At 37.0% G+C, this 23,528-nt stretch carries 20 protein-coding genes and 2 pseudogenes; 6 read left to right on the forward strand and 16 right to left on the reverse strand.

Features of this window, described 5'->3' with window-relative positions; all coding sequences use genetic code 11:
• Window positions 1–579 precede the first annotated feature (579 nt).
• Entirely contained in the window at window positions 580–738 is a 159-nt protein-coding gene (locus tag MPH60_RS13565; RefSeq protein WP_241592874.1) for a hypothetical protein, read from the forward strand.
• A gap of 293 nt (window positions 739–1,031) precedes the next feature.
• Here MPH60_RS13565 and MPH60_RS13570 read toward each other — a convergent pair whose 3' ends face one another.
• The gene (locus MPH60_RS13570) at window positions 1,032–1,304 is read right to left on the reverse strand and encodes a hypothetical protein (protein ID WP_241592872.1); all 273 of its coding nucleotides are present in this window, start codon (window positions 1,302–1,304) and stop codon (window positions 1,032–1,034) included.
• Window positions 1,305–1,723: 419 nt separating this feature from the next.
• Here MPH60_RS13570 and MPH60_RS13575 point away from each other — a divergent pair, with 419 nt between their 5' ends.
• Window positions 1,724–2,182, forward strand: coding sequence for a hypothetical protein (locus tag MPH60_RS13575; protein WP_241592870.1), 459 nt, complete (start codon window positions 1,724–1,726; stop codon window positions 2,180–2,182).
• Window positions 2,183–2,534: 352 nt separating this feature from the next.
• Here MPH60_RS13575 and MPH60_RS13580 read toward each other — a convergent pair whose 3' ends face one another.
• Both MPH60_RS13580 and MPH60_RS13585 read right to left on the reverse strand, forming a co-directional pair.
• Window positions 2,535–3,029, reverse strand: coding sequence for a GNAT family N-acetyltransferase (locus tag MPH60_RS13580; RefSeq protein ID WP_241592867.1), 495 nt, complete (start codon window positions 3,027–3,029; stop codon window positions 2,535–2,537).
• Window positions 3,030–3,774: 745 nt separating this feature from the next.
• Window positions 3,775–5,256, reverse strand: coding sequence for a serine hydrolase domain-containing protein (locus MPH60_RS13585; RefSeq protein WP_241592866.1), 1,482 nt, complete (start codon window positions 5,254–5,256; stop codon window positions 3,775–3,777).
• Between the two features lie 861 nt (window positions 5,257–6,117).
• Here MPH60_RS13585 and MPH60_RS13590 point away from each other — a divergent pair.
• The gene (locus MPH60_RS13590) at window positions 6,118–6,588 is read left to right on the forward strand and encodes a hypothetical protein (protein WP_241592864.1); all 471 of its coding nucleotides are present in this window, start codon (window positions 6,118–6,120) and stop codon (window positions 6,586–6,588) included.
• 69 nt (window positions 6,589–6,657) lie between these two features.
• Window positions 6,658–6,814, forward strand: a pseudogene (locus MPH60_RS13595) (hypothetical protein).
• 456 nt (window positions 6,815–7,270) lie between these two features.
• Here the strand turns inward: MPH60_RS13595 and glnA are convergent.
• The 4 genes from glnA to hflX all read right to left on the reverse strand — a co-directional run bounded on the left by glnA (window position 7,271) and on the right by hflX (window position 11,778).
• Window positions 7,271–8,605 carry a type I glutamate--ammonia ligase gene (gene glnA, locus MPH60_RS13600; protein ID WP_034313424.1) on the reverse strand — a complete coding sequence of 445 codons (1,335 nt, stop codon included), beginning with the start codon at window positions 8,603–8,605 and terminating at the stop codon, window positions 7,271–7,273.
• Window positions 8,606–8,641: 36 nt separating this feature from the next.
• A complete protein-coding gene (locus MPH60_RS13605; protein ID WP_101226049.1) occupies window positions 8,642–9,046 on the reverse strand; it encodes a MerR family transcriptional regulator in 405 nt (134 codons plus the stop codon).
• 197 nt (window positions 9,047–9,243) lie between these two features.
• Window positions 9,244–10,512 carry a methionine gamma-lyase family protein gene (locus MPH60_RS13610; RefSeq protein WP_241592862.1) on the reverse strand — a complete coding sequence of 423 codons (1,269 nt, stop codon included), beginning with the start codon at window positions 10,510–10,512 and terminating at the stop codon, window positions 9,244–9,246.
• Between the two features lie 12 nt (window positions 10,513–10,524).
• Window positions 10,525–11,778, reverse strand: a complete 1,254-nt coding sequence (hflX, locus tag MPH60_RS13615; RefSeq protein ID WP_241592860.1) for a GTPase HflX — start codon at window positions 11,776–11,778, stop codon at window positions 10,525–10,527.
• A 165-nt stretch (window positions 11,779–11,943) separates the two neighbouring features.
• Between hflX and MPH60_RS13620 the strand changes: the two genes are divergently transcribed.
• Window positions 11,944–12,552 carry a trimeric intracellular cation channel family protein gene (locus MPH60_RS13620; protein WP_133353081.1) on the forward strand — a complete coding sequence of 203 codons (609 nt, stop codon included), beginning with the start codon at window positions 11,944–11,946 and terminating at the stop codon, window positions 12,550–12,552.
• A 37-nt stretch (window positions 12,553–12,589) separates the two neighbouring features.
• On the opposite strand, the gene spoVK is transcribed toward MPH60_RS13620, so the two are convergent.
• The 9 genes from spoVK to MPH60_RS13665 all read right to left on the reverse strand — a co-directional run bounded on the left by spoVK (window position 12,590) and on the right by MPH60_RS13665 (window position 22,351).
• The gene (gene spoVK / locus MPH60_RS13625; RefSeq protein ID WP_241592858.1) at window positions 12,590–13,546 is read right to left on the reverse strand and encodes a stage V sporulation protein K; all 957 of its coding nucleotides are present in this window, start codon (window positions 13,544–13,546) and stop codon (window positions 12,590–12,592) included.
• Window positions 13,547–13,909: 363 nt separating this feature from the next.
• Window positions 13,910–14,143 carry an RNA chaperone Hfq gene (hfq, locus tag MPH60_RS13630; RefSeq protein ID WP_034313436.1) on the reverse strand — a complete coding sequence of 78 codons (234 nt, stop codon included), beginning with the start codon at window positions 14,141–14,143 and terminating at the stop codon, window positions 13,910–13,912.
• A 3-nt stretch (window positions 14,144–14,146) separates the two neighbouring features.
• Window positions 14,147–15,067 (reverse strand): tRNA (adenosine(37)-N6)-dimethylallyltransferase MiaA, encoded by a 921-nt coding sequence (gene miaA, locus MPH60_RS13635; protein WP_241593027.1) that lies wholly within the window; start codon window positions 15,065–15,067, stop codon window positions 14,147–14,149.
• Window positions 15,068–15,371: 304 nt separating this feature from the next.
• Complete coding sequence (locus tag MPH60_RS13640) at window positions 15,372–16,718, reverse strand: sensor histidine kinase (protein WP_241592856.1); 1,347 nt, start codon at window positions 16,716–16,718, stop codon at window positions 15,372–15,374.
• Between the two features lie 547 nt (window positions 16,719–17,265).
• Entirely contained in the window at window positions 17,266–19,206 is a 1,941-nt protein-coding gene (locus tag MPH60_RS13645) for an FtsX-like permease family protein (RefSeq protein ID WP_241592854.1), read from the reverse strand.
• Complete coding sequence (locus tag MPH60_RS13650; RefSeq protein WP_241592853.1) at window positions 19,184–19,960, reverse strand: ABC transporter ATP-binding protein; 777 nt, start codon at window positions 19,958–19,960, stop codon at window positions 19,184–19,186. The genes MPH60_RS13645 and MPH60_RS13650 overlap by 23 nt, the downstream gene beginning before the upstream one ends.
• Before the next feature lie 97 nt (window positions 19,961–20,057).
• A complete protein-coding gene (locus MPH60_RS27910) occupies window positions 20,058–21,119 on the reverse strand; it encodes a sensor histidine kinase (RefSeq protein ID WP_241592850.1) in 1,062 nt (353 codons plus the stop codon).
• A complete protein-coding gene (locus MPH60_RS13660; RefSeq protein WP_241592849.1) occupies window positions 21,116–21,823 on the reverse strand; it encodes a response regulator transcription factor in 708 nt (235 codons plus the stop codon). Before MPH60_RS13660 ends, MPH60_RS27910 begins: the two co-directional genes overlap by 4 nt.
• 72 nt (window positions 21,824–21,895) lie before the next feature.
• Complete coding sequence (locus MPH60_RS13665; RefSeq protein ID WP_241592848.1) at window positions 21,896–22,351, reverse strand: SMI1/KNR4 family protein; 456 nt, start codon at window positions 22,349–22,351, stop codon at window positions 21,896–21,898.
• Window positions 22,352–23,317: 966 nt separating this feature from the next.
• Here MPH60_RS13665 and MPH60_RS13670 point away from each other — a divergent pair.
• Window positions 23,318–23,528: pseudogene (locus tag MPH60_RS13670) on the forward strand (DUF1641 domain-containing protein); the annotation flags it as partial.

The raw sequence follows: 23,528 nt of genomic DNA on the forward strand, positions 1-23,528 counted from the left end.
TAAGCAGCAGAGGATCTTCTAATCAGAGATCCTTCGATTCTATGTTTATTGTCATTTATTAATTGATTTCTTTTCGTATCGTTTTGAAAAGTATAGAGTAAGGATAACACCTAATAAAACGATTCCTATACAGATATAAAGCGGAAAACCCCAACGTATGTAAGCAACTGTTGATGCTCCTAATACCGTTATCCATTCAAAAACTAAAAAGGGTTTTATGTATTTATTCAATTAATTAACCCCTCCTTCTTTTATCCATATATTGTTAATTCATTTTAACATACCTGGAGTTAATATAAATCTAAAAAAATGCCTAATAGAACGATCCTGCCCTTAGTTCCATAAGAAAAAGCTGTCTTAAAGACAGCTCCGATCTTCAACTAACCTGGCCCGTTAGTTTAAGGAATTACTTCACAATAAATACTGCTTCGTTTGTACTTAAGAAAGGACTGTCCAAACAATAGCCTGACTATTACAGCCTAAGATAGTCTTCTTGTATCTATTTATGGTCCATAAAAAATCATAAATAGCATTAGAAATATGTTTAATACTAACAATATCTTACCAAAGAGATTTTTTATGGCTAAGACAGAAAATACAATAGAAATTAAGAATGAAAAAATTGCGAGTTTTGATGGAAAATACACAATGTCTAAAATGCCTGTCATAGGGAAATACAAAATTAAAATGCTAACAAATATAAATATCATTGAAAAAAGTAATGCTATCGTGATGTAAATATAAGTTCTGACTTTTTTCAGTTGTTGTTTCTCATAACTATTATCAACCATTTCATCCTCCTAATATTTAATTTTTTTTATCAACCTTTACCTATACTATTGTCTATCTGAACAATAAAGACCGTCTTTGCCCCTTTAGTTCATAAAGGAAAAAAGCCACCAAATGGAAGCTCCGCATTTTCAACTAACACACCCGTTGTTCATTAAGGCCTATTATAGAGTGGGACACAAACTGTGCGATATATCTCTAAAATGGAGGATTGGATAATCCAACCCTTTTTCACTAAAGAACTATACACCTTGTGTCAGTATTACGACGATGTTATATAAGATTGGGAACACAAATAAAATGATGTTAAAAATTATTCCAAAAAACGAAAGTTTATCGCGATTCATTTTATAGCCTACGAATCCAAATATAGCTCCTATTGGACACAGTATAAAAGGAAATACGAGTGGCATTCCTTGAATTTTCAAGGATACGATATCAAATAAAAAGTTAATGATCAATAGAGTTAAAACAGACGGGATTAGAATGGATAAAAGTCCGGGTATTTTTTGCATAACAATTGCCCCTTATGAATTAGATTATAATGATTTTTGTCCTTTAAAAAATCATTATACAATACCAAATCTTAACAATAATAAGAGCTTGTGTAAATAATAAACTGCGCCGGACGAAAACACTATGCTTGTTGAACTAACCTGCCCCGATAGTTTAAGTACATTCTTTCACAATCTCTATAATTTTATTAACATAAATATCCAAAAATCTTATATGAAAAACTAAAGAGGTAATGTGTTTTAATCAAACTTTTTTACAAATTATCAAACTTTATTACAGAGCAACACCAGTGAATTAAAATCTACTGAAAAGTGGGCTTTAACTAGTAAAATGCCTATGATTGGAGAGTACGGTAATGATTTGCATGTTATTGTTAATAAGTAAGTAGATAAGAGCAATAGAAAAGGTGGAAATACATATGAAGAAGACAGTATTAGCATTCACAATTGCAGGAACGTTAGTAGGATTAAGTGGGGGATACGCAATCGGTTTTTACAACGCGGACGAAAGGCAAGATGAAAAGCAAAATGAAAAGATCATCGCAGAAATAAACCGTCTCTCAAAAATTAAGGAAATGCCAATAGTACAACTGGACGAGCAAACATCTGAAGTATATATGGGTAGAGAAAAACTGATTGCTAATGAGGGCGAAGAGAATATCATTTCCGAGACATTTGAAATCAGGGATATCGACAATGGTAAACTCCTTGGGGAGAATTCGCGTGGCGAGGGCGAAGACATTACTTTTGATAAAAAGGTATTTACAACCATGGGATTTCATCCAGACTATGGCAGTATATTCCGCGTGGGTTGGGAAGAATCCGATTATAAAAACAAAGAATGGAACAAAGTTGTGGTTCTCGAACAGTTAAAGTGAATACCTAAGATTGGAGAGTATGATAAATAATTTTTATGACAAAAAGAATCTATTACTCGTATAAATAATACTTACGTAGTGCTTAAATCAACAATTACAAAGAAGTTTAGAAAAATGAAATAAGAATTTAAAATAAGACGGTCCTTTTAAAAACCGTCTTACTTAGCTTTGAAACAAAATTTGATCAAATTAATACAAGAAACCTTGATAAATGAATAAATAAAAGGGCATGTTTTGAAAAAAAATCAATCAAAACATGCCCTTGTAATCTTATTTGGATTATTCTTTTATAAAAAAGATTGATCAATTTTGTGTTGCTTAATCAATTAAAGCACCCGTTAGTTGAAAATTTCTAACTGGAAGAGATGTTATATATCATTGTCCAAGATGTTCCTGATGAATCACATTGTTCAAATCCAAGTTTCTTATAAAGTCGTACAGCCTGAGTGTTTTTAGGGTCAACGCTCAAAGATAGTGATGTATAACCATCTCTAGAAGCTGTTTCAAATAACTTTTCCATAAGCAGGTTACCTATTCCCTTACCTCTTGCTTTATTAATTACAGCTATACCCAGTTCAGGAGTCTTATCATCAACATATCCATAACCTTTTTGATTTTCTGCAAATAGGCGATACCATGCAGCACCAACAGGAAAATTATCCTCAAAAGCAATTATTGCTCTATCACCTTTTCGTCCCCATCCCTCACTATATTTTTTGATATGTGGTAAATTTAACAGTTCTTCTTTAGGTGGCTTATTTTCAAGAATATGAATAGCTTCATACATCATATCCGTTAAAAAATCTAAATCATGCTCACTTTGTTCCGAACTTTTTACAAGTATCAAAATTAATCACCCCATTTGTTACTAATTCGACATGGAAAATTTATTACCTGTTCTTCAACTAACCTGCCCCGTTAGTTGCATAAAGAAAAAGCTTCCTTAAAGACAGCCCTGATCTAAAGCTACCGCACCTGATATTTCAACAAGGCTAAATAATAAGTTACTAAAGACAAGAATTTTTTTAAAATAATAATACGTATTTTCCTAATACTTGCGCATATTAAAAACAATAACAATGAAAGCGAGATGGATACATATTGTCTAAACAAGGGATGCAAAACAAGGATCAAACGAGAAAGCAAATCGAGAAACAGGATAAAAGAAATGATGTTGAACTAGGTAATGAATTTCAAATTGGTAACACAAGTTCACAGAGCCCCAAAAAAAGTGGACGTCAAGTAAATAAAAAATAACCCCTATCTTTCGGGGTTTTTTTTTCTATTTTGTAAAATCGCAATTCAATTTTCTGAAATAAAGCCGACAGTGCTGATCTTCAGCTAACGCACCCATTTGTTTAAGTACATTAATTCACAAACTCTAAAATGTTTTTCAGTTATTACAGGAATGCTGCTTCGTTTGTGAGATAAGAATAGGCAATACCACTAATCAAGTATTGCCCCCTTTAGTACAATAGAAGAAATTTATATTTACTAATCCTTCCAAATAAAGTGTTGCCTGTAGGATCCATGTAAAATTGCCTTTTCCAATTAATAGAGAGAATTCATAAAATCAATCACGATTTTTCAGCTTATGCATCCAAAGTATTTTTCTTTAATGGTAGTGTAACTTTACCTAATTTAACGACTCCCACAATTAGAAGGAGCAAAGGTATTAAAAATAACAGATGCCCTATTCCAGGTGCAAATAATGTTACGGTAGACAAAGGGCCAAATAATTTAGGGAATCCAATTAAAATAATCAAGGGCAGCAGCCAGTTAAATACTAATATTGAGAACCCATTTAGAATCCTACGGAATGTTGTTACTTTACGATTCTTAGGTTTAAAAATTCTGTAAGATGACCAAACAATTAAAGCAACGATTGCCAGTAAAATCAAATCAATAATTACATACTTCATAAATGGATTGCTATCAGATAGAGAAGGTTCTTCATTATGTACCAGCTTGTTTATCCCACTTATGATGGCATCATATTCATTAAGATTGAAATAATCCATTGAATTGATCTGCAGGCTGATGCCATACTCCCCATCTAACAAAACTTTTGAGTATGTGTTTTCTGTCCATCCATTATGGGAGATACCTTCTTTATTCACTTCCCACCCCATCGCATAGTAGGTATCATTCCCCATGAATGATGATGGATGATGCATAGTGCTCATGGCGTTCGCTGATAATATACTTTTTCCTTTGAATTCTCCCTGATTCAATTGTGCGATCATATAGTTTGCCATATCTTCCGCACTGGAAATAATATAACCAGAAGGAACAGTTCCCTCATGGTTTAATTGCTTTGTTGGCATCTTAAATCCAAATACAGTTTGATATCCATCCGCAATTGTATTATTTGTATCATCTTTAGAGTCAGCATAGCTATTATTCATTTCAAGCGGTTTGAATATGAATTCATTTATATAGTCTTTATACGATTTATTCGTAACTTCCTCGATGACTAAGCCTAATAGGTTATAATTTAAATTCGAATATTCATATTGATCACCAACAGGGTGTTTCAATTCTGTATTTGCCAAGCTTTGTATATGTTCTTTTAATGTTTTATCCCCTTGTGATATAGCTACTTGACCTTCATATGTAGAAAGACCGCTTGTATGATTCAGTAAGTGTTGAATGGTGATTTTTTTAGATTCCTCTTTATCTTCAATTTGAAACCACGGTATATATGATTGCACGGGATCAAGTAAGCTAATTTTTCCCTGTTCCACTAACTGCATAATGGCAAGTGCCGTAAACGATTTACTAACTGATCCAAGAACAATTGGCGTTTGCGATGTCATTTCTGTTCCATCTGGATTCGAAACACCATATCCTTGTAAGTATTCCACTTGATCTCCCTTTACGATGGCCAATGAAGCACCAGGAATGTTCAGTCTCTCTATCTCATTTGTCATAAACTCATCTATATTAGAAATATCAAGATTACCATTTATAGATTCATTATCGTTTGCAAATACAACTCCGTTTACACTTGTCATTAGCATTAATATGGCGATTACGATCATTTTACCGATTACAAATTGTTTTTTTCGCATAATCTCATTTTCCCTTAACTGTAAATTTTATTATTCGAATTTGTTTCTATTCAATAAAATAACTAATATAAAAGTAATAAAAACTAATCTTAAAAAATCGTATATTTCCTACCTTCCATAGTTACCCTCCTCATTTCCTTTTCCTGCTTATTTTAACACAAAAAACCATTATAATTATTTAACAATCCTGCCTCATAGTTCAATTTGAAAATCAACAACGTCCTTTTACAGCGCCTTTTAAAAATCTATATCATCCAAGAAAACTTGCTCCTAGAATTGAAATGCTCTTTGCAATTTGAAGCTTTCTAATTTGCTTAACAATCGCTATATACCGAATCACCTTATCAACTTCTATCAGATCGTCTCGATCAATTCGACCCTTCCTTCCTTAACATTGTGATGATAAACGCATAATGTTTCCAAATTATTTAATACCAGTGCCAGCTGCGGATAATTTTCTATGCCATACTTATGGTCAACGTTGAGAACAATATCCTTTTGTATACCTTTTTCTTGATTGAATCAACAGTGCCTTTCCCCCTTTCTTGCACCATTGACATTCAAAGTTATCTCTTACCAATGCCTGCTGCCTTAGCCTGTTCCAGTCGCCTGTCCTATAGAACTTTTTCTTCTGCTCATCTGTCCTAGCAACAACTCCTAGTCATTCGCTCGTAAACAGTTTCATTGACTTATAGAACTTCTTAGCTTATCAGGCTTGTATTTGTTATTGTGAGCTGATTACCCATGAATTGAGACAATCATAATAGACCCTTGACCTCCCTTACTATCTTAATAAAGATGGCTTTTCAATGAACCCTAACCTATAATTAGTCTGATACTCTACATCATAAGGAGACAACAATGTATATTTGGAATATTAACAAACTCGTCATGGCTTTGCAGGAAGGAACGATTACTGACAATCAAAAGAAAAGTTACAGTATTATTTTTGGGGTAATAGTTGCTCTTTCAGTGCTTTCACTTCCTGTAGTTTATAACCCTTCATCTATGAATAGATATGATGTTATTGATTTTATATTGACCTCAATTATCGATGTAATTGCAATCTTTCTGTTAATCGTTATTTATAAAAAGAGAAGTAGAAAAGATTTAGGTTTTTTCTTACCATTCTTTAGCTTAACGATTCCATTATTTTTACGTAGCTTTTTATGGTCAGTACCTTTATTTATCATTGCTTATACATATATTGAACTTTTCGCTCCATATCATTCCATGGATGAAACTAATCTAATCGATATAATTATGTTTACGATAATCGGAATTGCTATTAACATAATGAATGTTCATTACTTTAAAAAGATATTTAACTGAGCAACTGCACCTTATTCTACAATCTGTTATCATATATTAAGCTAAATCCATTATTGAAGGTGATCAGCATTGACTGAAGAAAAATACAACGGCTATGATACATCCATTGTTTACGACTATAAAGACCACCCTGATATTAAGAGTGGTATGTGATAATTGTGATAAAGCCCAGTTTAAAAGTTCCGTTAAGGACTTTATCTATAGTGGCATGAAGAAAAGTATCTGACCCTTTGATAGGTCTTTTTGTTTGCACACTATTTATCCATCACCTTCTTTCCCCATAATAAAACGCACCCTCAAAAGGATGCTAATTCTTCTTCTATGCTTTACTTTCCCTAAACCAGAGCTTAGCGTATTTATTAGTTTTGTATCTTCATAATGCCATTCATCAAAAATCAAACACCCAGGGCGATCTCCATCTGGAGCCGATATGAAATATGTTCAGAAAAGATTAGGTCATGCAGTGTTGCTATAACTTCTGATGTTTACGTACATATAAGCAAAAAACTCGAAAAGAAAAATATGGACAAGTTTGAGGAATACACCAAGGGAATCATCGATTAAATTTTTTTGCTGAATTTGGTGGGCAAATGGTGGGCAAAAATCTATTTCATTTATTTAACTTAGATTTGCCCACCAAATAAAAAAACCCTGACACCAAAGGTGCCAAGGGTTTGAGATATTAATACATTGACATATATTGTTCGCGTTCCCATGGGTGAACTTGTGTGCGGAACATATCCCACTCGATTTCTTTTGCTTCGACGAAGTGTTCAAGTAAATGTTCACCTAATGCTTCTTTGATGACTTCATCAGATTTTAATGTTTCCAATGCAGCATATAAAGTAGCTGGTAGATCAACGATACCTACTTCTTCACGTTCTTCTTTATTCATAACATAGATGTTGCGGTCAACTGGAGCCGGTGGAGTCAAGTCGTTCTTGATACCGTCAAGACCAGCTTTTAGTAGAACTGCAAGTGCCAAGTATGGGTTTGCTGCTGGATCGACACTACGTACCTCAACGCGAGTACTTACTCCGCGTGATGCTGGGATACGGATTAATGGGCTACGGTTTTTAGCGGACCATGCAACATAACAAGGGGCTTCGTAACCAGGAACTAGACGTTTGTATGAGTTAACAGTTGGGTTTGTTACCGCCGTGAAGCTTGGAGCATGCTTAATGATACCTGCGATAAATTGCTCAGCTGTTTTGCTTAATTCCAATTTACCTTCTTTATCATAAAATGCGTTTTCGTTGCCTTTGAATAAAGAAACGTTACAGTGCATACCAGAACCGTTAACACCGAACAATGGTTTTGGCATGAATGTCGCGTGTAAACCATGTTTGCGGGCAATCGTCTTAACAACCAATTTAAATGTTTGGATGTTATCACAAGCTGAGATTGCATCTGCATATTTAAAGTCAATTTCATGTTGTCCTGGAGCTACTTCATGGTGGGATGCTTCGATTTCAAATCCCATTTCTTCAAGCTCAAGAACGATATCACGACGGCAGTTTTCTCCTAGGTCAGTAGGTGCAAGGTCAAAGTATCCGCCTTTATCGTTCAATTCCAGCGTCGGCTCGCCTGCTGCATCCAGTTTGAATAGGAAGAATTCAGGTTCAGGTCCAAGATTGAAATCTGTGAAGCCCATTTCTCTTGCTTCTGCAAGAACACGTTTTAGGTTAGCACGTGGATCTCCATCAAAAGGTGTTCCATCCGTATTGTAAATATCACAGATTAAACGTGCCACTTTACCTTTTTCGGAAGTCCAAGGGAAGATAACCCATGTGTTTAAATCAGGATATAGGTACATATCAGACTCTTCGATACGAACGAAGCCTTCAATGGAAGATCCGTCAAACATCATTTTATTATCAAGTGCTTTTTCTAATTGACTGACTGGGATTTCAACGTTTTTAATTGTCCCTAAAATGTCAGTAAACTGTAAACGAATGTACTTAACATTTTCTTCTTTCGCTAAACGAGTGATGTCTTCACGTGTGAACTTTGCCAATTTCTATTCCCCCTAATAATTCTTAAATCATATTTTTTATTGGAAAAAACGGGACATATCCCCTTGTCTAAGAGATGTTCGATGCTTGCTTCCTTGTAAAAGCTCGGAACGCAGAAGCTTGCGAAGCTCCTCGTCACTAAGGTCATGCCTTATTTTTTCCGCTTGTTCTAATTCTTGAGTTTTAGGTAAATTCTGTTCCTTTACAGTGAAAATCTTTTTAATGCCGGCCAGATTGACTCCTTGTTCGATTAAATCTTTAATCTCAAGCAGCCGATCGATATCGTTTAATGAAAAAACCCGACGATTTCCATCTGTTCTCATAGGAGTAATAAGTTGATGCTCTTCGTAATACCGAATTTGGCGTGCAGACAACTCAGTTAACTGCATGACGATTCCGATGGAAAAAAGAGGCATCGAACGCCGAATGTTGTTGCCGCTCATTCTTAGCATCCTCCTTTTGTTTATCTTAAAGTAATCTTATATCATGTTATTAAACTTGTCAATATGATGTTACATTTAATAACATGAATTTTTTCAGAAAAATTAAATGATTTGTTACTACACAAATATTTCGACTATTGTTTTTACTGGAATCCAATTGTATCTGGATTCCCATTACCTATCTAATTTAATTTCATTTACAATTGAATCAGCTTTTTGTCCATTAGCGCATTCACAGCAGTCAATACAGCTATTTTAACATGGGCGTATGTCAATCCGCCTTGAACGTAGGCAACATATGGAGCCCTTGTTGGACCATCTGCCGTCAGTTCAATGCTGGCCCCCTGTATAAAGGTGCCTGCAGCCATGATTACATCGTCCTCATATCCCGGCATATAGGCAGGATATGGTGTCACATGTGAATTGATTGGTGATGCATATTGGATGGCCTGACAGAAGGCAACCATCTTATCCCGGTCATCAAATTGAACGGATTGAATCAAGTCTGTTCGCTTCGCATCCCATTTTGGGGATGTATTCATACCGAGCTTTTCTAAAAAGGCAGCTGTGAACATGGCTCCTTTAACAGCTTGGCCCACTACATGCGGTGCAAGGAAGAATCCTTGGTACATTTCCTGCAGACTATAAAGCGACGCACCTGCTTCAGCCCCTATTCCTGGTGATGTTAACCGATAAGAGCAAGCTTCAACCAGGTCCTTTTTACCAACAATGTATCCACCGGTTTTCACTATCCCGCCGCCAGGATTTTTAATGAGAGAACCAGCCATTAAATCCGCTCCGACATGACATGGTTCTTGTGTCTCAACAAACTCTCCATAACAATTGTCCACGAACACGACGATTTCGGGATTAATGCCTTTGACAAAGGAAATCATTTCCTTTATTTCATCGATCGTAAAGGAAGGACGTGTAGCATACCCTTTTGATCGCTGTATACCGACCATCTTCGTATTTGGTTGAATGGCTTGTTTGACGGATTCGAAATCAACGCTTCCAGTTTCCGCTAACGGAACGGCCTTATAGCTGATCTGAAAATCACGTAAAGATCCGATGCCCGTTCCCCGGATACCGACGATTTCTTCCAAAGTATCATACGGCTTACCAGTTATGTATAACAATTCATCCCCTGGGCGCAATATGCCAAAAAGAGCGGTGGAGATGGCGTGTGTGCCTGATATAATTTGGGGGCGCACCAATCCAGCTTCCGCTCCAAAAACATCTGCGTATATCAATTCCAGCGTATCGCGGCCCATATCATCGTATCCATACCCTGTAGTAGGGATGAAATGGGAATCACTCACTTTATGTGCTTGATAGCTTTGTAATACGCGGAATTGATTTTCTTCGATTCTTTCGTCCACTTGCTTATGTAATGGAGAAATCATTGCTTCCACTTCCTGTGCAATGTTTTTCAACACTTCTCCATTTGTTAACTGCTGATACATCAAAATTCCCCTTTATAATGAATATTTCTCCAGCTGCCCGGTTATTGGATGATCAGCTAGACAAAAACCTTTGCATTCATATCTTTCCGATTCTTCATTAAAGGAGAGAGTGCGCAATATGGTTTCATTTTTCAGCTGTGATAATAGTTTACCCTCACTCGATGGCAGGAAAACATGATACGGGACCATTTCTTCAATCACGTACTTTTCAATTTCTTCCATGATTTCATATAGATCCGATTGTTCATATGCACTGATCATTAATGAAGCACGACTGACTGACCTGACAAAATCAGCGTGAACCTTATCTTTCTTATTATACAATGTTAGCTGTGGAATGGAAGGGACATCTAAGTCATTTAGCAAATCCTGCACCGTTTTCTGATGATTAAAGTAATCTGTACTTGAAGAATCCACCACATGGAGCAATAGATCCGCTTCTTTCACTTCTTCCAGGGTCGAGCGGAAAGCGGCTATTAAAGATGTCGGCAAATCTTGAATGAAGCCAACAGTATCCGTCAGCAGCACGGTAAATCCGCTAGGAAGAATCGCCTTTCGTGTCATGGGATCAAGTGTAGCGAATAACTGGTTCTCTTCGTAAGAATCTGCCTCCGTCAAACGGTTGAACAGTGTTGATTTACCTGCATTCGTGTATCCCACAAGGGCTATTTGAAAGGTCTTATTACGTTTCCTTCTGTCACGATAGCGTTCACGATGCTTCACTATGCCACTTAATTGTTGCTTGATTTCATCTATTTTCCCACGAATATGGCGGCGGTCGCTTTCCAGCTTCGTCTCACCTGGTCCCCTGGTGCCGATTCCGCCGCCCAGCCTGGACATTGCCGTCCCCTGTCCGACCAAACGCGGCAATAAATATTGGAGCTGAGCAAGTTCGACCTGCAGCTTCCCTTCCCTGGATCGCGCCCGCTGAGCGAATATATCCAATATTAGCTGTGTCCGGTCAATGACCCTTGCCTCCAATTCCTTCGAAAGGTTCCGGATCTGGCTCGGGGAAAGTTCATCATTAAAGATAAATAAATCCGGCTCAAGCTCCTCTTCCAGATTCCGAAGTTCCTCCACTTTTCCTTTTCCTATATATGTAGCTGGATCGACGCTTTCCCTTTTCTGGGTGATGGTCATTAAAACCTCACCATTCGCCGTCTTCGCCAATGAAGCCAGTTCATCAAGTGAATATTCAAAACGTTCATTAGTCTCAGTTGTTTGACACCCAATCAAAACGGCCGTTTCCTTTATTGCTTCTTCCAAAACATGCACCACCTTCGGGTAGATTTCAGTTAATCATAACAAAAAAATGGAATATATAAAAATTTCCTGAAAACGTAGCTTTTAACCGTTTTAAAAATTCCGATAACATGCTAAAATCATATTGGCTTTACCATCAAAATCAAAAAGACATAGAGGGACATTCATATGACATGGGAAGTATTAAGCTTCATAGGTACGATTGCATTCGCTATTAGCGGGACCATCATCGCCATGGAAGAAGAGTATGATATTTTAGGAGTTTATATTTTAGGAATCATAACCGCCTTTGGCGGAGGGGCAATCCGCAATCTGCTGATTGGTGTCCCCGTTTCAGCATTATGGGATCAAAGTTTCTATTTTGTCATCGCTTTAGTATCCATCACCATCGTTTTTGTTTTTCCTACAAACCTTTCAAAGCACTGGGATAGATGGGGAAACTTCAGTGATGCCATTGGCCTTTCAGCCTTTGCCATCCAAGGGGCGATGTATGCCGTGGAACTTAATCATCCAATAAGCGCCATCATTGTATCAGCTGCATTAACCGGATGCGGCGGCGGGATACTCCGTGACGTACTCGCCGGCAGAAAGCCATTGGTCTTCAGAAAAGAAATCTACGCAGTATGGGCCATCATTGCTGGCTTGGCCTTAGGCAGTGGTGTATTATCCCAGTCATGGCAGCTTTATTCGCTCTTTGCCGTCATCACGATTTTGCGAGTCCTTTCCTACACCAACAATTGGCATCTTCCTAATAAAAAATGGGTGCCTAAAACATAAATTTGAAAAGCCCGCCGTCTTGGTGGGCTTTTCCATGTCATTCTTTTTCATCATCCTCGAAAACCAAATCTTGACTGGTAAGCGTCAGTAAATCGGATTTTTCAAATGAATCCTCCAGTAAAAGCCGCATTGCCTGGGCCCTAATTGACTTTTCAAGTACATTTCGGATATAACGTCCATTTGAAAATGAAATAGGTCCCCGAAATGAACGCAATATGATTAAATGTTCTTTTAATTTCCTTTCGGCATCCCGATTCATTAGATATTCTTTTTCCTGCAGCATCCGATCGGCTATTTCCATTAACTGTTCAATCGTATAATCCGGAAAATCAATAACAAGCGGGAATCTGGAATGAAGTCCGGGATTAAGGCTGAGGAAATAATCCATTTCCCTCGAATATCCAGCAAGGATCAAAATGAATTCGTGCTGCCGATCCTCCATATGCTTGACAAGGGTATCTATGGCTTCTTTGCCAAAATCCTTTTCGCCGCCTCTTCCCAAGGAATAGGCTTCATCAATAAATAAGATCCCGCCAATGGCCTTTTTAATTAAATCCCTTGTTTTTTGGGCAGTATGACCAATGTATTCCCCGACCAAATCTGCTCTCTCCGCTTCAATTAAATGCCCTTTCGATAGTACATTCATTTTTTGAAACAACTTACCGATTAAACGTGCAACCGTTGTTTTCCCCGTTCCGGGATTTCCTTTAAACATCATATGCAGTGCTTGCCTGCCAGTCTTCAGCCCTTTTGCCTCACGTTGTTTATTGATGTAAATCCAGGCATATATCTCTTTTATCATCTTTTTCATTTCTTCCATCCCGACCAGCGATTTCAGCTCATCTTCAATCTCTTTCAATGCCACATGCTGGTGGGGGATTTCCTGCACCAAAATTTCTTTTATCGGCAGTTCCTTTTGTAGCGCTTTTCTGTTTTCCGCATTAAACACAATATTGATTTGCCCGTTATTTTTCATACGGATCGGTTGTTCCAATGCATTCACCTCTCCATCTTGGACCCTTACTCTAATTCCACAAATTTTCATTCGATTTATGATGGTTACAACTAACCCATCGGAAAATTCGATTATTTAAGCCGTATTCCCTTCCTGAAAAGCGACTTATTCTGACAGAATTCTTTCCTTGGAGGATATGTTACGACAATCTCCATTCCCATTCACCAATTTATATAGGGGAATGTCATTTCCTGCGGTTTCCCGGAAAATAATCCGTCCCTTGATATATATTCAAAACAGGTACGTAAAATTATCGATTCTTTTAAAAAGAACAGCAAAATGCACGCAAAAGAAAAACAGGTCGCTATAAGCTAAACCTGTTTTTTACATACATATATATGATTATTCCTTCACTTCGTAATCAATCTGAACATTACGTTGTGGAGCAAATGTAGAGATCGCATGTTTATAGACTAATTGCTGTTTGCCCTCCGACTCAAATAAAACGGTAAAATTATCGAACCCTTTCACTTGTCCTCTAATCTGGAACCCGTTTAATAAAAACACCGTCACATACGTACCATCTTTCCGTAATTGATTAAGAAACTGATCTTGAATATTTACTGATTGTTTCATGAACTAGTCCTCCTCTTTTCTCTCTAAATTTATGTATTCGCCTTCACTGAAAAGCTTTCCTGCTATAAATCCAGATATTTCATGTATTTTTTTTGGAAAGCCCTCGAGATCGGTCATATCAAACCAATTTACATCCATTTTATTCCGAAACCAGGTCAATTGCCTTTTTGCATAGCGACGGGAGTTTTGCTTTAATGACTCAACCGCTTCTTCCAATGAAGCCCTTCCATCAAAATAATCGTAGATTTCTTTATAGCCTATAGCCTGGATCGATTGACAATCCCTCAAGCCTTTTTCATGAAATGACTTCACTTCTTGAATCAGCCCTTCTCCTACCATGACATCAACACGTTGATCGATGCGTTGATATAACTTTTCACGTTCCATTGTCAACCCAATGATGCACGTATCATATTTCAATTCTGTAGGCTGTTCATTCAGCTGCTCACTCATCGTTTTACCGGTACAATGAAAAATCTCAAGGGCCCTGATCACCCTTCTTACATTATTAGGATGAATCCGATTCGCACTTTCCGGATCAACGCTGCGTAATTGTTCAAAAATGGGATCAATTCCTGACTCCCTTACCATTTTTTCAAGTTCCTCCCTATAAACAGGGTCGGATGGCGCCTCCGAAAATTGATAATCATAAATGACCGATTGTATGTATAATCCTGTTCCACCGACGATAATGGGGAGTTTACCTCTGCTTTGGATATCCTCAATACAAGCATTAGCTCGCTCTTGGAACTCTGCAGCACTAAATGGTTCATCCGGGTCTTTAATATCAAGTAAATAATGTGGAATTCCTTCTGTTTCTTCCCTCTTGATTTTAGCAGTCCCAATATCCATCCCTTTATAAACCTGCATGGAGTCTCCGCTAATAATTTCACCATTAAATAACTTTGCCATCTCAATGCTCATCTTTGTTTTCCCAACAGCAGTCGGTCCAATGATCACGAGAAGTTTGCCTTTTTGTTGTTTCACAATCTCACTGCCTTAATTGATTTTTTCCCTATCTTATCATAATCTCGAAGAAAGCAGCTAAACATCTACCCATTATGTCCATTTCAGGTACTTTTATTCAACTTTTCATCTTTATAACTCTTAAATAGTCAGAGTGTAAAATACCAAAAATGCATTTGAAGCTCATAGCTCCATTTGCGGCACTGTGGAAAAATGAATCCCCTCCTCCTGATAGCAGGGGTTTCTAATCCCGATACTAGAATCATGCCTTTTTATCAATTTCAATTTTGCCCATTTTTCCATTTACGGGTATGATCATCGTAACGGCCGTTTCTTTTTCCGAGGAATGTACATGAATCTCTCCATCATATCTGTTCACTAAGTCTTTAACGATGAACAATCCTTGTCCGCGAACTTTGCCCTTTTGTGCCTTTTTGGTTGAAAATCCGCTGGTGAATATATTCTCCAGATCTAATTCCGAAATCATTGGTCCGGTGTTCGTTACCATAAACGTATACTTTTCATCATCAGCTTTACATGCTATATTCATTCGGCGTTCTTGCTCTGGCAATTCAATCGTTGCCTCAATAGCATTGTCGATAACATTTGATAATAGTTTTATCAAATCGGTTGTTTTGACCCGATTGAAGGATTCGGGTGATACATCGATTTCAATATCGATGTTATAATTCTGGGCCGAGAGTCTTTTCGTCTCTAACAGGACAGATAAGCCCGGATGACTCACATCCAATTTCATCGATTCAATCGAATGCACTTCTTTTGAAAGACCTGTTAAGTATTCGAGTGCTTTTGCGTTCTCCTCTAATTTAAGCAGTCCATGTATCACCTGTATATGATTGGAAAAATCATGCCTTAATGAACGGACTGAAGCAATGAGCGATTGAAATTCCGATTGATACGTATCCTCCGTATCTCCCACTTCACGTGTCAGTTCCTTTTGATACCATTTTTGAATGACAAAAAAGGTAACCAGCAGCATGATAACAAATCCACCATTATAAACAAGAATGGCAATGCTGCTTTTCAATACCTTGCCGTTAATGGCATTAATATCCTCTGCGCTCACATCAATGCCCAAAAAACCAATAATGTCTCCATCTTGATTTTTCATTGGCACTCCCACAGTCAAATATTCACCATATTCCGGATCTTCTAGAATCCCGGTAATGAAGCTTTTGCCTTCATAACCCTGTTTGACCTGCTCCGGCGGAACAGTACATGCACCGCCGATAGGAAAATCCCCTTTATGATTTTTTGAAAATCCAGTGATCATGGCCTTGGATACTCTCGGATTATCAATCAAAATGGTATAAACATATAATGCTCCTATTTTTTCTCGGGCATCTTCTAAGTAAGCTTTTATATCCTTATAATCCCGGCTCTTTACTTGGTTATTGAGAAATCGCTGATAAGCCTCCATATCCATCGAGTCGGCTATAGATCTAGCGGCTACCAAGTTTTGATTAGCAACGGATTTTTGCACAGAATTTTTAATGCTTAAATATGTTGAAAACATATTTAGAAGAATGAAAACAATCAATAAAAGAATGGTCAAATAAAGAAATGCCCTTAACTTTTTATTTTTCATAGGATTAAACTTACCTCATCTCTAGCAGCTAAAAGTTAACGAACCTATTCTGAGTTTACTATATAAAGTGACAAAGAAATAGAGAAAAAACTAAAATTCTCTGTAATCCCGGGCATATACTACTATAATTAATCAAATAATTAACAGTTTACCCACTATTTTTTGATCATCTAACTTTTTATATTTTAATCTAAACCACTTTAACTATAAATCATTTCTAATAAATCAGTTTATTTCCATATAAATAGTTATATCAGTATAATTTTGTATGTGAAAAGGGGGAAAATTACTGTTGTGAAGTTCGATATTTTCGCTTCAAATAAATAATTTTACCCTTTATATGAAAATATTACAAGAATATAGAGAATTGACCTGTAAAATCCCACCATTTTCATATAATTTGTGCAAAAAAGCAAATCACTCCTCTTTCAATAGTACATATTCACTAATTCCTCATTAATGAAAACGCCATTTCAATGAGGAGATCTCCTGAATAAAAAAAATGAAATCAGAGCCTGATCCCCTGATTCCATTTATATGATAGCTTTTATTTAATCGATTTGATGACTGCCCGCTCATACATCTTTTTAGTTACTTGATAATAGAGCAGTTGAAAAAGAAAATACGTTGCGATGACGATGGCCGAATAGACAAACAAATTGGATCCCAATAAATTGCTTAATGCCACGTAAGCGACTATGGCATGAATCATTCCTATCAGAAAAGGAGCGAAAAAGAGAATCCGTATTTCCGCACTTAAAATTTGCCGTATTTCTTTTTTTGTCAGGCCCAATCGATGAAGGGCGTGAATTTGAATTTTTTTATCTTCTAAATTCGTAAAAACTCGCAGATACATCATGCTTCCTTGGACGATAAAGAATAATAAACTGACAAACAATCCGATAAAAAGTATCAAAATGCTTCCCTGTTTCATTTCTTGATAAATCGGAGCTCTTGTTTGCAATTGATTATGGTCAGGATTATTAGACATTTTTTCGATTTTAGCAGCTGTTCCCATTGATTCTTCCCAATCCTTAACTTCATATCCTCGTACTCTTACCTTCTCTTTTAAAGGTACATCAGCAGTGATTTCATGATACAGTTGATCATCGACGACCATCAGGGTGGTTGCTGATTTTATGGGAGCGACTATCGATTGATTGCGCTGACCGATCATTGTTACCTGTATGGTTTGTTTACCATAGTAAAGCTCCTTTTGCTCACCCTTTTGGACGAATTGATAGTCGATTCCTCCATAAGGAAAAATGTATAAGGCTTCTTTTCCAGATAGCTTTGCTGGATCAATTTTTCGCCATGCAGCCGCATTGTTATAATCACTTTCCGAGATTAATAATGACCAATTTTCATTGGATTCTCCCGTTTTCATATGAGGTAACATGTGTGAAATGGGCACACCTGTCATATTAACTTCGTAAAGGATCTTGAATCCATCTTCCTTTAATGTTTTCTCCACAGCGGATGGTTCAATTACGGAATAAATGGAAGCGTCATTTTCAACCCAGCCAATTGATTGCGGAATATTATCCATCCCTTGCTTTTTTAAATCTGCACTGAACATGAAAAGTGTTCCTGCAGCTGTCAAAATCACGGCTGTAATGATCGAGGTCAAAAAGAATAATCTAGAATAGTCCTTAATATTAAATATCAGATTTGTTTGCGTGATTAAATTCGTTCCACCATATAAACTTTTCTTCTTCCGGTAAAGCCTGCTGCAAAAAGCGACAATACTTTGGCTGAAGAAAAAATAAGTGCCGATCAGTACCAAGAATAAAATGGGCATCACTCGAATATAAGAATTGTTCAACGACATAGTGCCTGCCAAATAATAAGAAGCGCTTAAGCAAATCGCTGATAAAGCAATTAACCACTTTGAAACGAGGGGCGTCTTTTTTGGTTTTTGTTTATCTTTTAGTAAATCGACCACCTCCGCATTTCCAATGTGGAATAAAGAAAGGAGCGATAATAGCTGAAATAGCAAGATGAAACCGACAATCGTATAAACAAAGGCCTCAGGGACAACGACAAACGAAATTGGTTGCTCTACAGCCAATAACCAAGAAACTGCCATCAAAAATAACTTTGAGAACAAAAATCCCAACCCTACTCCTATCAGGATAGATATGAGGGAAACCATCGTTTGCTCCAGGTAAATCAGCTTTCTTAATTGGGATTTAGACATTCCAAGCAGTGTCAGCAGCCCAAACTCTTTTTTTCGCGGATGTATAAATGCGGCATTCGAATAAGCGATAAAGAAAACTGAAAATATGATGATCACTATTTCAGCTGCAATGAGCCCCTTACTAATTAACTGTCCCCCAGGGATATTCGCCTGGACCACATCTGGATGAAAGATAAATGATGCGTAAATAAAAAAGATTGAGACCGAAAGGACAATACTGAAAAAATAAGCTAGATAACGTTGTGCATTTCCTTGGATATTTCTCTTAGCGAGAAGTCGGATGTTCATGATAGACTCCTCCCAAAACGCTTAACGTATCTAATATCCTTTGGTGGAAGCTCTGTCTTTCCCCTCCGCTGTGAACCTCCGAAAAGAACTTGCCATCCTTTATGAATAGAATTCGGTCACAGAAGCTGGCGGCAGTCGGGTCATGAGTGACCATGAGAATGGTTGCTCCCTTTTTTTCCTGAAGTGTCGTGAGGGTATCCATTACCTGCTTGGCGGATTTGGAATCCAAATTACCAGTAGGTTCATCCGCTAAAATAATGGAAGGCTCATGAATCATCGCTCTTGCACAAGCCGTTCGTTGCTGCTGACCTCCGGAAATTTCATAAGTCCGCTTTTCTAAAATCCCTTCTATACCAAGAAGGCTCGCCAACTGATTTACCCTGTTTTCCATTTCCTCCAATTTATAATGATCTAAAGCTAAAGGAAGGAGGATATTTTCTCGAACGGTAAGTGTATCAAGTAGGTTGAAGTCTTGAAAAACAAATCCAATTTCCCTCCTGCGAAACAAAGCCAGGTCTTGATTGTTTAATTCATTAGGGTTTTGATCATTTAGAATGACTATACCGGTGGTGGGCTTATCAATCGTGGCCATTAAGTTAAGCAGAGTGGTTTTACCGCTGCCTGATGGACCCATCACCCCGACAAATTCCCCTTTCTGTACATTCATGGTGAAATTATGTAACGCTTTATGAAATAGATTCCCTTGCTTTTGAAAATAAGTTTTGGATAATTGTTCCGCTATTAAAATTGACATCCTTAATACCTCCCTTTCTTACCGTAAGTATAATGAATAAAGCGGGAGGCTCCCATCGAAGTTTATTACATATTCGTTTAGCACCCTTACAATTCTGTCACCTATCATGTAAGGTATTTGACTTAAAGAAAAATTCCACTGTAGTCCCTTCGGATACAGTCGATCGAACCGTAACCCCATGCCCAAGTCTGTTAACGATTTCCTTCACTAGATATAATCCCATTCCAGTTGACTCTTGTTGGACTCGCCCGTTCTCTCCAGTAAAAAATGGATCAAACACTCTCTTTACATCATGCGGGACAATTCCAATTCCCTGATCTGTTATCCTGAGGAAAATCTCCGACTCTTTTTCCACAATGCTGAACGTTATGCTGTCATGCTTTTCCTGCCTTGAATACTTCAGTGCATTAAAGACCACCTGACTAATGGCGAAGTGGAGCCACTTACGATCCGAATGCACAAAAACATTCTCAAGCTCCGTTTCAAGCCTGGGATAAATGAACCGTTTGATGAACTGTTTTTTTTCCTGGTTAATCACTTGCTTGACTAGATTAATTAAGTCCACACGCTCCGATTTTACATCGTCCGAAAAACGCTGCAGCCTTGCTCCATGCAATATAATTTCCAGCCCTCTGCGAAATCGATCATTTTCTTCTTCTATCCCTTTTAGATAATCCTTCATCGTCTCATCCGAAAATGCCCTATTGCCTTCTTGGACCAGTAAGGAAATGACTGATACAGGAGTCTTCATTTGATGAACCCATTGATGAATCAACAACTCATATTGCTCCTTCTGTTTGATTTGTTCTTGTAATTGTCCAATTGTTACCTGATTCATTTGTTGAAAAAGATCCATCCACAACTTTTGTTCATTTGACAGGGGATCCCTAAAGGCTTCGACATATTCAAATGATAAGCTCGGTTCCTGCTTCATCCTTGCTAATTGATTAAGAAAACGGAAATGCCTTATATAATCGCCCGCTAAAAATAAAAGCATCATAAATAACGCCAGAATAATTAAATAGATAATATTTGAAACCGATAAGTGATTCCCCGCTTCCAGAACGGCTAGTGTATAAGCAATAATAAGCAGGCTTACCAATAGAACGGTATAAAATATAAAATAAAGACGGTCTTTCATAAAGGATTTTAGTTTCACTTTTCTTCACCATGCACTACTTTTAGTCGATATCCTTTTCCCCTAGAGGTTGTTATGGCATGCTTGACGCCGATATCTTCAAGCTTTTTCCGAACCCTTGTAACATTGACGGTCAATGTATTGTCATCAACAAATGAATCATCATTCCATAATGCTTCAAGCAAATCTTCGCGCGAGACAATCGTGTCATACTGTCGTAGTAAACAGCTCAATAATTTCAACTCATTTTGAGTTAACGTTACCTGATTGTCTTGATATTCGATCATTGCTTTTTCCATATAAAGCGCTAATCCATCCATTTCCTTAATATGTTGGTGGAATGAAGATATTTCCGCATATTCACCGTAAACCCTACGTAGGGCACTCTTTATTTTCGCCAGTACCACTTCCAAATGAAACGGTTTTGTTAAATAATCATCTCCCCCATATTCAATGGCCATGACTTGGTTCATTTCATCTGTCCTTGCAGAGATGAATATGATGGGAACCTTTGAAACCGTCCTTATTAGCCGACACCAATGAAAACCATCATAATAGGGCAGATTAATATCCAATAAAACCAAATCTGGCTTTATCTCCTGGAACTCCGCAAAGACTTGATCCAGATGCTTCACTTCAAAAACCTCATACCCATACCTTGTTAAGTAATTGACCAAAATTCCAGCTATTTTTGAATCGTCTTCAACCAATAATATTTTATACATCTTATTCTCCTCATTAACATGACAATAAAAAACCTTGAATGGTATGAGCCACTCAAGGGGATTACAATAAAATTAGATTTCTTCCGGGATTTTCAATCCTTCAATGAAGGATTGAAAACTCGATGCAACTTTATAAATATTTTCATCCTGACTAGATGGATCCGAATACCAACCCTGATCCCAGAAGTAAACTCCCTTTTCCTCTTCGTTATCTATCAGCAAGATTTTACCTGCACATGTATCATTACCTATTATAATGCAATTCTTATGTAAGTCTTCCCTATTTTCTTCATGCCATTTCTGTAAATCCAGGTCTTTATCTTGAAGCTCTAATCCATAAAGTACATTTAAGCAAACGAGCGTGTCTAATCCATCTACATAAAACTTACTGTTTCTGACCGCAGTTGTGCCGCCATTATGAGTAAGGAGAAATTTTTGATAATCTGCTGGGATCTCAAAACCCAAAAATTCCTGAAAATTGTTCACTGCTTCTTGAGTCGCTTTGCCATATCCGGTAATATTAACCATTCTATCACTCCATTTCAGTTTATTGTAGTAAATTCAATTGATAATCTTATTCTATAAGGCCATTTCACTTGCTAATCGCTGCATATAAAATGGCCAGGTCCTACACTCCATTAATGGAGATCCTTTAAAAATAAAATATTCAATATTTCTAATAAAATAATACTTTTTTTAAATATATTAACATAATTTTACTTTCCTTTTCAGTATTTTCTGATATTTTTTTTGACAATTTCGTTAAGAAATTAGCTTTTTGTTAAGGAATTTTTGTCGAAAAATCGATAAATCGTATAATTCGAAGATAAATCAGGAGTTTTCGTTGATATATCTCCATTTTCAAGATATGTTCCCGATATCGCAGATAAAAATATTATTCTATAAAAAAGGCGCCCACTACCTCTTCAAGGTTGGGCGCCTTTTACAACTCAGATAATTTTATAGTCATCATAAGTAATTAATAACCTGCTCATAGAAACTGTCTCAGCACGCAGCTTATTCTTATCACGACAATAAGCAATGATGGAACTATTGGGAATTTTAGCCGTACAATTCCATTTACTATATTTCTCATTGTACCTAGAGGATATTTCGATATTCTCACCACGGACCTTTAACATCCTGCGTTCTACCAAAGGCATCATCTCCAATTCCGATAATATTATTTACCCTAAATCAGCTAAAATATTCTTGGGTCTCCTTCAATCATGGCATATTCAAAGATTATGGACATGGAGTGTCCTATTATTATAGGAAACAAGAAAAAAGGTATTATCATTAGAATAATCTTAATATTTTCTCGGAATATTAAGATAAATTTCTAAACCCACCTAATAACTCTTATTTAAAACTATAAAATTATATTCGTATCACAAAAGAAATATTTGAAATTAAGAGATTAGAGTCGTATGATTAGTAGTATCGGCGGAAAACACATAAATCAAAATAATTGAGTTTAAAGGGGAATTAGACATGGTAGATGTAGTCACAAAACCTGAACATGAAACACTTAATATTTCTGCAAACCAAGAACAATTGGACATCCTAGATCAGCTTTTAAAGCCTGAGGTTCAGGAATCATTGAACACTTTAGTTGAGCAGTTACCAAAACTGACTGAGTTAGTGAATATTTTAACAAAGTCATATGATTTCGCTCAATCGGTTGCGACTGATGATGTCTTGA

The organism is Peribacillus sp. Aquil_B1 (assembly GCF_022603275.1).
Classification (GTDB): domain Bacteria; phylum Bacillota; class Bacilli; order Bacillales; family DSM-1321; genus Peribacillus.

Coding starts and splice junctions, on each gene's coding strand:
- MPH60_RS13565 (WP_241592874.1), top strand. CDS start 580: ATGGCTAAGACAGAAAATACAATAGAAATTAAGAATGAAAAAATTGCG.
- MPH60_RS13570 (WP_241592872.1), bottom strand. CDS start 1,304: ATGCAAAAAATACCCGGACTTTTATCCATTCTAATCCCGTCTGTTTTA.
- MPH60_RS13575 (WP_241592870.1), top strand. CDS start 1,724: ATGAAGAAGACAGTATTAGCATTCACAATTGCAGGAACGTTAGTAGGA.
- MPH60_RS13585 (WP_241592866.1), bottom strand. CDS start 5,256: ATGCGAAAAAAACAATTTGTAATCGGTAAAATGATCGTAATCGCCATA.
- MPH60_RS13590 (WP_241592864.1), top strand. CDS start 6,118: ATGTATATTTGGAATATTAACAAACTCGTCATGGCTTTGCAGGAAGGA.
- MPH60_RS13605 (WP_101226049.1), bottom strand. CDS start 9,046: ATGAGCGGCAACAACATTCGGCGTTCGATGCCTCTTTTTTCCATCGGA.
- MPH60_RS13610 (WP_241592862.1), bottom strand. CDS start 10,512: ATGTATCAGCAGTTAACAAATGGAGAAGTGTTGAAAAACATTGCACAG.
- MPH60_RS13620 (WP_133353081.1), top strand. CDS start 11,944: ATGACATGGGAAGTATTAAGCTTCATAGGTACGATTGCATTCGCTATT.
- hfq (WP_034313436.1), bottom strand. CDS start 14,143: ATGAAACAATCAGTAAATATTCAAGATCAGTTTCTTAATCAATTACGG.
- miaA (WP_241593027.1), bottom strand. CDS start 15,067: ATGAGCATTGAGATGGCAAAGTTATTTAATGGTGAAATTATTAGCGGA.
- MPH60_RS13640 (WP_241592856.1), bottom strand. CDS start 16,718: ATGAAAAATAAAAAGTTAAGGGCATTTCTTTATTTGACCATTCTTTTA.
- MPH60_RS13645 (WP_241592854.1), bottom strand. CDS start 19,206: ATGAACATCCGACTTCTCGCTAAGAGAAATATCCAAGGAAATGCACAA.
- MPH60_RS13650 (WP_241592853.1), bottom strand. CDS start 19,960: ATGTCAATTTTAATAGCGGAACAATTATCCAAAACTTATTTTCAAAAG.
- MPH60_RS13660 (WP_241592849.1), bottom strand. CDS start 21,823: ATGTATAAAATATTATTGGTTGAAGACGATTCAAAAATAGCTGGAATT.
- MPH60_RS13665 (WP_241592848.1), bottom strand. CDS start 22,351: ATGGTTAATATTACCGGATATGGCAAAGCGACTCAAGAAGCAGTGAAC.